The sequence below is a fragment of the Falsiroseomonas oryziterrae genome (assembly GCF_021864505.1).
Lineage (GTDB): Bacteria > Pseudomonadota > Alphaproteobacteria > Acetobacterales > Acetobacteraceae > Falsiroseomonas > Falsiroseomonas oryziterrae.
Map to the genome: position 1 here is coordinate 1 of NZ_JAKJIB010000208.1, position 7,171 is coordinate 7,171.

A 7,171-nucleotide genomic window follows, 5' to 3' on the forward strand; every position below is an offset into this window, starting at 1 on the left:
CCTGCGGCAGCGCCGCCTTGCGGTTCGGGGCGGAGATGCGGACTCGGCGATCCGCCAGCGACAACGCGCCGCCGAGCGCCATGATGAAGGACCCGATCCAGAGCCAAGGCGCCAGCAGGTTGTAGTGTTCGTGGTAGATCGTGTCGAACTGCACGCCATCGACCAGCCGCAGCAGATGCGGCGCCTCGACCGAGACGACGCCGCGCGGTCCCGCCAGCAGCGCGAGCCCGGCGACGAAGTCGTTCACCGCCGGCACATGCGCGAGGACGTTGTTGGCAACGACCAGAGCCGCATGGCCGCGCCGCGCCACGACGTCACGCGCGGTCATCTGGTCGAGGAAACGCGCCTCGGTCGGCACGCCGGCAGCCCGCGCCACTGCCGCGACATTCGCCGCCGGCTCGATGCCGAGGCAGGGAATGCCCGCCGCGACGAAGTGCCGCAGCAGGTAGCCGTCGTTGCTCGCCACCTCCACCACGAAGCTGCCCAAGCCGAGGCCGAGGCGTTGCGTCATCTCAGCCGCGAAGCGCCCCGCATGGGCGACCCAGGAGGCGGAGGCGGAGGAGAAATACGCGTAGTCGGAGAACACCGCCTCCGCATCCACGACCGTGTCGAGCTGCACCAGCCTGCAGTCGCGGCAGACGACGGCGCGCAAGGGAAAGCGGGGCTCGGGCTCCGCCGCCTGCTCCGGCGCCACGTAGGAATTCGCGGCCGGCTGCTCACTGAGGTCGCAGAAGACCGGCCCGAGCGCGCCGCCGCAGGACCGGCAGGCGGTGATCGCCGTCGCCTTCACGTGCGCAAATCCAGCGCCGCGGCGATCTCCGCCTCCGCCGCGCGCGCCATGTCCTCGCCCGCGCGCCAGGCCGCGTACCAGGCGGCGGTGGCGGCGATGGCGCGCGGCGTGTCCAGTCGCGGTTCCCATCCGAGCGCGCGTCCGGCGAGGCTGGACTCCAGCGCGAGCCGTGGCGCCTCCGCCATCACCGGGCCCTCCGCAGGCTCCCACTCGACCTCGCCCCAGAGCGCGAGCAGGTCGCGCACGCGCAACTCCGCGTCGGACGGGCCGAAGTTCACCGCGGCCGGTGCGGTGCCCTCCGCCAGCGCCTCCGCCAGCAGCAGGTAGCCGCGCAGCACGTCGAGCACATGCTGGAAGGGCCGCGTCGCGTCGGGCCGCCGCACCAGCAGCGGACGGCCCTCGATCTGCGCGCGCACCAGGTCCGGCACCAGCCGCTCCTGTCCGAAGTCGCCGCCGCCCAGCACGTTGCCGGCGCGCGCGGTGGCCAGCGGCGGCAGGTCGGCGAAGGAGGCGCGCCAGGACGCGACGGCGATCTCCGCCGCGGCCTTGGACGCGCTGTAGGGATCGGCGCCGCCGAGCGGATCGTCCTCCGCGAAGCGGCGCCCCGTGCCGTCGTTGCGATAGACCTTGTCGGAGGTGACGATCACCGCCGCCAGCACGCCGGGCAGGCCGCGCAGCGCCTCCAGCACATGGACCGTGCCGGCAACGTTGGTCGCGAAGGTCCCGGCCGGGTCGCGATGGCCGCGCCCGACCAGCGCCTGCGCGGCGAGATGCAGCACCACCTCCGGCCGCGCGCCGCGCAGCAACCTGCCCACGGCTTCGGGATCGCGGATGTCGGCGCGGTGGTCGGCCGCCAGCGCGTCGGCCACCCGCAGCGCCGCGAAGGCCGACGGCCCCGGCTCCGGATCCAGCGCGAGGCCCGTCACCTCCGCGCCGAGCCGCGCCAGCATCCGCGCGAGCCAGGCGCCCTTGAAGCCGGTATGGCCGGTGAGCAGCACGCGCCGGCCGCGCCAGAAGGCGGGGTCAGGCTGCCTCACCACGCCTTCCACGGCGCCCGCCCGCCGGCCCAGAGGCGTTCCAGCTGCTCGCGGTCGCGCAGCGTGTCCATCGGCTGCCAGAAGCCGCGATGGTCGTAGGCGGCCAGCTCGCCGTCGCGCGCGAGCGAGGCCAGCGGCTCCTCCTCCCACACCGTCGCATCGCCCACGATGCGATCCAGCACGCGCGGCGAGAGGACGAAGAAGCCGCCGTTGATTGTGCCGCCGTCGCCCGGCGGCTTCTCCACGAAGGCGTCCACCCGCGCGCCGTCACGCGCCAGCGCGCCGAAGCGCCCGGGCGGCGTCACTGCGGTGACGGTGGCAAGCCGCCCCTGCGCGCGGTGGAAGGCGACCAGCGCCGTGATGTCGACGTCGCCGACGCCGTCGCCATAGGTCATGCAGAAGGCGTCCTCGCCCTCCAGGTGATGGGCGACGCGCTTCAGCCGTCCGCCCGTCATCGTCTCCTCGCCGGTGTCCACCAGTGTGACGCGCCAGGGTTCCGCCTGCGGCCGCAGCACCTGCACCTGCCCCGTCGCGAGATCGATCGAGAGGTCGGAGGAATGGGCGCGGTAGTTCAGGAAGTATTCCTTGATCTGCCAGCCCTTGTGGCCGAGGCAGATGACGAAGTCGGCGATCCCGTGCGCGGCGTAGATCTTCATGATGTGCCAGAGGATCGGCCGCCCGCCGATCTCGACCATCGGCTTCGGCCGCAGCGAGGTCTCCTCCATCAGCCGCGTGCCGCGCCCGCCGGCGAGGATGACCGCCTTCATGCCCTGCATGCCTCCGCCGTCCTGGCATAGAACGCCTTGACGAAGCGTTGCGCATCCCCGAGCGGGTGCTCGCGCAGCACCTGGCGCAGCGTCATGCGCAGCGCGCGGCGCCGCGGCCGGTCCTCGGCCAGCCCGGCCGCGATGGCGACGAACTCCTCCACGTTGCGGGCGCAGAGATCGCCGAGCCCCGCATTGTTCAGGTTCGAGTAGGACAGGCGTTCGGGGAAGCCGGGGCCCACCAGCGTGACGGTGGGCACGCCCATCCACAGCGTCTCGCAGGTCGTCGTGCCGCCGACATGCGGGAAGCTGTCCAGCGCGATGTCCATGGAATTGTAGTGCTGCAGATGCGCGCCGCGGACACCGACGAAATCAAGACGGTCCGGTTCGACGCCGCGCGCCGCGAAGATCGCCTTCGCGTTCTCGCGGAAGCTCTCGCCCGCCGCCTCGGGCCGGACGAAGAGGAAGCGGCTGCGCGGCACCGCGCGCAGCACCGCCGCCCAGGCATCCAGGCATTTCTGCGTGTACTTGTAGGGGTTGTTCATCGTGCCGAAGGTGACGGCGCCGCGGCGGTCCTCCGGCAGCCCGTCCTCGATCGGCACCTTCTCGTGGAAGCCGAGCCGGCCGAGCACCACCCAGCTCTCCGGCATCTCGAAGGGCTTCTCGATCAGCAGCCGCGGATCCTCGGGCCGGATGAAGGGATCGGTCAGGATGTAGTCGATCCGCTCGAGCCCCGCCGAATGCGGGTAGCCGAGCCAGCTCACGCCGATCCGCGCCGGGCGATACGCCATCACCTCGAGCTTGTTCATCGCGGTCGAGCCGCCGAGCTCGAACAGGATGTCGAGCCCGTCCGCCGCGATCCCCTCCGCCACCTGCGCCGAGGGCCGGCGCGGCCACCAGCGGAAGGCGTCCACCTTCGCCGCGATGTGGGTCTGCACCTGGTCGGCCGCGCCTTCGTAGAAGGAATAGCAGAACACCTCGTAGCGCTCGCGGTCATAGGCTTCGAGCAGCGGCAGCGCGAAGTAGCTGACCGGATGGTTGCGCAGGTCCGAGGACATGAAGCCGACGCGCAGCTTCCGCGGTCCCTGCACGGCTGGCGCCGGCAGCGTGAGCGGGGTGATCGCAGCCTCCTCGCGCCGCCCCCATTCGCGGTGCCACTCGACGATGCGGATCCGGTCCTCGAGCGTCTCCACTTGGCCGAGCTCGTAATGCAGGGCGGAGACGCGGTTGTCGGCGATCCAGAGCGGCCCAAGCTGGTCGAGCGTGCCGGTCGCTGCCAGCCGATCGGTGTCCAGCACGCGCTGGAACACCGTGCGCAGGGATCGAGCGAAGCGCAGGACCTTGTCCGGGTGCCGCTCCATCAGCCGCCGCGCGACGACATAGGCGCGCTCCAGATGCGCGATCTCGCTGTCGTAGCGGCTGCGCGACAGGCTCTCGACCAGCGCGTCCATCACCTCCGCGCTGTCGGGCTCGGCCGCGAAGGCGCGTTCCAGCGCCTCGTTGGCGCCCTTGCGGTTGCCGTCGCCGTGGATGCGCGCGATCAGCATGTTGGCGTTGCGGTCGCCGGGGTGGCGCGCCACCACCGCCTCCAGCATCGCCAGCGCCGCCTCCGGCTCGCCGCACCGGAGCAGGGTGCGCGCCTCCATCACCTCGGCCAGCGGGTCGCCAGGCAGCGCCGTGCGCAGCCGCCGCGCTGCGGCGATCGCCGCGTCGAAGTCGCGGCGGTCGAGCAGCAGGTCGTTGACCAGCACCGCGAGGTCGCGGTTGCGCGGATCGAGCCCCTGCGCCGTCTCGAAGCTGCGCAGCGCCCCCGCCTTGTCGCCGAGCGCGCGCAGCATCCGCCCGTGCAGCCGCCACAGCTCCGCATTGCGCGGCGCCAGCTTCGCGCCGGCGCCGAAGGCTTCCGCCGCAGCGGCGAAGTCGCCGCGCAGCTCGTGCACATTGCCCAGGTTCTGCAGCGGCGCCGCGTTGCGCGGCTCGAGCCGCCGCGCGAGTTCGAGCGGCGCGATCGCCTCGTCGAGCGTCCCCGCGCGCTTCAGCATCACGCCGAGCACATTGGCCAGCACCGGATCCTTGGGCCGGCCCGCCTGCACCGGGCGCAGCACCTCCACCGCCTCGGCGTGGCGCCCCGCGGCGCTCAGCGCCAGCGCCCAGGGCACGGCGATCGGCTGCACGGGAGCACCCAGCGAGGCGGCCTTGCCGAAGGCCTCCGCCGCCTCCGCCGGCCGTCCCGCCTGCGCGAGAAGGGTCGCCAGCTGCTGCCAGAGCCCGGCATGGCCCGGCTCCGCCGCAAGGCGCGCGCGCAGCGTCTCTTCCATCCGGGCGAGGTCGGGCGGGGCCGCGCGCGGCGCGGTCCGGGGCGGTGGCATGCCTGTCCGAAGCACTGGGTACCATGTCCGCGGTATCACGCGACGCCGCCCGACCACAAGCGCGGGGCGGATGACGCGGCCCGCGGTTGCGCCACAGGTTGAACGCCGCCCCGGTCGGAGTAGACAGGCCCCGATGCAGCCAGGCCCAGCCCATCCCGATCCCGCGCTGCTCGCGCGGATTCCACTCGGCCTCGGCACCATGGCGGAGATCGGCGCGGAGCCCGTGCTCGCGACCTGGCTCGCGCGGCACGATCCGCTGTGCCGGCCCGTCGCCCCGGCCTCCGCACCACCCGGCTCGGTGGATCTCGTCGTCCTGCGCGGGCTCGACGGCGACGCGTCCCGCGCGGTCCGGCAGGCCGCGACGCTGCTCGCGGAGGACGGCATCCTCCTCACCGACCTGCCGAATGCCGAAGATTGGCGACTGGCGGAGGGCGGCGCGCCGGCGCCGCCGGACGCGGTGACGCTGCCCTTCCTGCTCGGCGCGCTGCGCGCGGCCGGCCTCGTTCCGATCGACATGCCGGCCGAGGCGCCGGACGATGCGGCGCGCGACTTTGCCGCACGCAGCGGACCCGGCGATCCCGGCCTGCTTCGGCGCATCGCCCCGGCTCGCTGGCGCCTGCGCGCCGCGCGCCGCGCCGCACGGCCGCTCTTCGTGCTCGCGCATCTCCTGCGCTCCGTCGCGGGCGTGAACGACGTGCGGGTGGGCCACCCGCTCCGCATGGCGGCGACGCATCCAGGGATGAGCGCCAGGCTTTCCGAGACGCCGGTCCTGCACCGCTTCGGCAGCGACGTCCCGCGCATCCTCCTGCTTCAGCGGCGCCTGCTGTCGGAGCCGACCGCGCCCACCCTCGTCAACACGGTCCGCGCGGCCGGCTATGTCGTGGTGCAGGAGTTCGACGACGAGCCCTCGCTCTGGCCCTCCATCGCGGAGTCGGATCACTTCGCCTTCCGCGGGGTGCACGCGGTGCAGACCTCGACGGCGCCACTGGCCGAGCTGTTCGGGCGCTTCAACGAGGAGGTGGCGATCTTCCCGAACACCTCGGTCGACCTGCCGCCGCCAGCCAATTTCACCGATCCGCGCCGCCTCACGATCTTCCTCGGCGCGCTGCGGCGCGAACGCGACACCGCGCCCTTCCTGCCCGCGCTCAACGCGGTGCTGGCGGAGGCGGGGGATCGGCTGGCCGTCGAGGTGCTCTACGACCGCAGCGCCTTCGAGGCGCTGGCGACGCCGCACAAGCGCTTCCACGGCGTGCTGCCCTACGACGCCTATCGCGCGCTGATGGCGCGCTGCGAGATCGCGCTGCTGCCGCTGGACGACACCTTCTTCAACCGCTGCAAGTCGGACCTGAAATTTGTCGAGGCGGGCTCGCTACGGCTCTGCTGCCTCGCGAGCCCGGTCGTCTATGGCGGAACGGTCCGCGACGGCGAGACCGGGATCATCATGCGCGACCCGGCAGAGATGGCGGCCGCGCTGCGCGCGATGCTGGCGGCACCGGAGCGCGCGCGCGCGATCGGCGACGCGGCGCGGGGCTGGGTGACGGCGAACCGCATGATGGCCAGCCAGGTCAGGACTCGGCTGGCCTGGTACCGCTCGCTGTGGGAGCGGCGGGCGGAGCTCGACGCCGCGCTGCTCTCACGCGCGCCGGAGCTCCGCTGACGCATTACTGCTGCGGCGGGCCCCGGCGCTCGCCGCCCGGCCCCATCATGCCAGGGCCCATGCCCTGGCCGGGGCCCATGCCGTAGCCGGGACCGCGGTGGTGGCGCTCGCTGCGTCGCGGCATCGCCTCCTCGCGGCTCAGCGCGCCGTCCGCATTGGCGTCGCGGGCGCGGAACATCGCCTCGGCGAAGGGCTGCATCTCCTCGAAGGTCACGCGCCCGTCGGAGTTGACGTCGAGTGCGCGGAACATGCCCTGGCCGCGCTGCTCGGCGCGCTGCTGCGCCTCCGCCGGCGGCGTGCGGCCGCCCATGCGAGACTGGCGATAGGCGCGCATCTCCTCGAAGCTCACGCCGCCGTCGCGGTTCGTGTCCACCTCGGCGAAGCGCGCGCGCAGCCAAGCCAGCCCCTCGTCGCGGGTCACGCGCCCGTCGTTGTTGGCATCCGCACGCGCGAAGGCCTCGCCGGCGGCAAACCCGCCGCTGCCGCGGCCAGGGCCGCCGCCAGGGCCGGGCTGGGCCAGGACGGGGGCGGCGAAGGCGCCGGCCGCGAGCAGC

The 7,171-nt window shown here is 73.4% G+C and carries 6 protein-coding genes; 1 reads left to right on the top strand and 5 read right to left on the bottom strand.

Going from position 1 to position 7,171, the window contains the following annotated elements; genetic code table 11:
• From L2I40_RS24580 to L2I40_RS15590, 4 genes are all read right to left on the bottom strand, one after another.
• A partial coding sequence (locus tag L2I40_RS24580; RefSeq protein WP_372491067.1) for a methyltransferase domain-containing protein occupies positions 1-790 on the bottom strand: 790 nt, incomplete at its 3' end.
• The gene (gene rfbG, locus L2I40_RS15580; protein ID WP_237216121.1) at positions 787-1,827 is read right to left on the bottom strand and encodes a CDP-glucose 4,6-dehydratase; all 1,041 of its coding nucleotides are present in this window, start codon (positions 1,825-1,827) and stop codon (positions 787-789) included. The genes L2I40_RS24580 and rfbG, both read right to left, overlap by 4 nt.
• Entirely contained in the window at positions 1,824-2,594 is a 771-nt protein-coding gene (gene rfbF, locus L2I40_RS15585) for a glucose-1-phosphate cytidylyltransferase (RefSeq protein ID WP_237216122.1), read from the bottom strand. Before rfbF ends, rfbG begins: the two co-directional genes overlap by 4 nt.
• Positions 2,591-4,960, bottom strand: coding sequence for a tetratricopeptide repeat protein (locus L2I40_RS15590; RefSeq protein WP_237216123.1), 2,370 nt, complete (start codon positions 4,958-4,960; stop codon positions 2,591-2,593). The genes rfbF and L2I40_RS15590 overlap by 4 nt, the downstream gene beginning before the upstream one ends.
• Positions 4,961-5,093: 133 nt before the next feature.
• On the opposite strand from L2I40_RS15590, the gene L2I40_RS15595 reads away from it, so the two are divergent.
• A complete protein-coding gene (locus L2I40_RS15595) occupies positions 5,094-6,617 on the top strand; it encodes a glycosyltransferase family protein (RefSeq protein ID WP_237216124.1) in 1,524 nt (507 codons plus the stop codon).
• Between the two features lie 4 nt (positions 6,618-6,621).
• Here L2I40_RS15595 and L2I40_RS15600 read toward each other — a convergent pair.
• Positions 6,622-7,171, bottom strand: a 550-nt coding sequence (locus L2I40_RS15600) for an EF-hand domain-containing protein (RefSeq protein ID WP_237216125.1), incomplete at its 5' end; no start/stop codon positions are given.

Excerpts from the sequence above, each read along its gene's own strand:
- L2I40_RS15595 (WP_237216124.1), top strand. The coding sequence starts at position 5,094 with ATGCAGCCAGGCCCAGCCCATCCCGATCCCGCGCTGCTCGCGCGGATT.
- L2I40_RS15590 (WP_237216123.1), bottom strand. The coding sequence starts at position 4,960 with ATGCCACCGCCCCGGACCGCGCCGCGCGCGGCCCCGCCCGACCTCGCC.
- rfbF (WP_237216122.1), bottom strand. The coding sequence starts at position 2,594 with ATGAAGGCGGTCATCCTCGCCGGCGGGCGCGGCACGCGGCTGATGGAG.